General features: G+C 36.5%; 1 protein-coding gene. It reads left to right on the forward strand.

Annotation, left to right across the window (positions count from 1 at the left end; genetic code table 11):
• The coding region (locus FJ218_11520) for a hypothetical protein (protein MBM4167530.1) at positions 1-1,579 on the forward strand (1,579 nt) is incomplete at both ends.

Consider the following 1,579-nt stretch of genomic DNA (forward strand, 5'->3'; position numbering starts at 1 on the left):
TTTACAACGATTTAGGAAGCGTTGGACAACCGAGTCAATTAACATATCGCGGAATGAGCACAAGGAACATCGGAATTTTTATTGACGGACGACCGATGAATGAACCGCTTACAGGAATTGCTGATATAAATTTTATTCCCACAGAAATGATTGAACGAGTAGAAATAATTCCTGCGCCGCGTTCGTTGTTGTATGGAATGAATTCCAATGCAGTTGCCATTAACATTGTTACGAAATCGTACAATTCAAAAATTCCGTACTCTCGAATTAAATATACAGAAGGCGCGTACGAGGAAGGATTGTTCGATGGAGTTCTTGCGCATAATCTTTCACGAAATCTCAATTTGAGTGTTGGCGTTCAGCGAAGAACAACCGATGGGAGATACGAAAACTCCGCCAACGATGAATGGAACGCCCGCTCCAAACTGCGATGGAATGTTTCGAAGAAGTTTAACGTGGAGTTGTTGCAGATGTATAATAAGCAGAAGGTGGGATTGTTTGGTGGAGTTGATTATTTTAAATCCCAAGATATATATGATCCAAATTTTTCGATAGTTGCGGACCAATATCAAAAATACTACAATTCACAATGGTGTTGGCAGGTGAATGGGGTTGCAAGTTTTTTTCACGATACTTTGGCGAGGAGTTTCTTTTCTTTTTATACATCAAATTTGCGTTTCGAATACTCCGATACTGCATTTGACCCGAAATACCATAGTGTATGGAATGGAATACTACTTTCGCAAAAATTCAATGTTCAAGATTTTTTCTTCACGTTCAGAGCGAATATTGAAAAAAGAAGTGCTGAAAGAAATAATACATCCAGAAATTTTTGGGTAAGTAAAATGTATTCAAGTTTATCTTGCAAAGTAGAAACTGATATTACCACTCAAACTCAATTTTCATTTTTTGGAAAGTTTGAAAGAGACACAGTATTGTTCTCTGATTACTTTTCCTATAGAAGAAATAATTTCGGTGGAAGTTTTTTTTGGGGGAAACAAAATTCGTTGAGCGGTATGATTGGGTTTGTGGCGAATGACGTGAAGAATAATAGACTGTTTTTGAATGTATCTTCGCAAGCAACAAAAACATTACGAATTGAAGCGCAATCAATTTTCGGACTGAACGAAAAAATTGATTTTCTTTTTTATGTCAATTATACTCCAGGAAAATTTCGTTTGAGAACAACGTTTGATATTGGAACAGATGAATATGGACAAAGCACAACTATTCCTGATTTTGAAGATGTCGAAATTGGTCTTTACTCTTTTCAACACGTTGATGCTCAATGGATAAACATTGATGCTTTATACGAAGATAAACTGCTTGAAAATCATTTGAACATTCAAACTGGCTTTCGCGGAAAATTTATTCACCGAAATGATGATTCACTTCGCTATAATTCATTCATTGACAACATTGAAAGAGTGCGGTTGAAAGGTTTTACCGGCACTCTCGATTTCCTCTTCTTTGCAAAACTTGGCGATGCGGTTGTGCATTTTACGATTGAAAATATTTTCAACACGAAATATTACGTTGTTCCGTTTTATCCAATGCCGGATAGAAATTTGCGGCTTGG

It is taken from the genome of Ignavibacteria bacterium (assembly GCA_016873775.1).
GTDB lineage: Bacteria > Bacteroidota > Ignavibacteria > UBA10030 > F1-140-MAGs086 > JAGXRH01.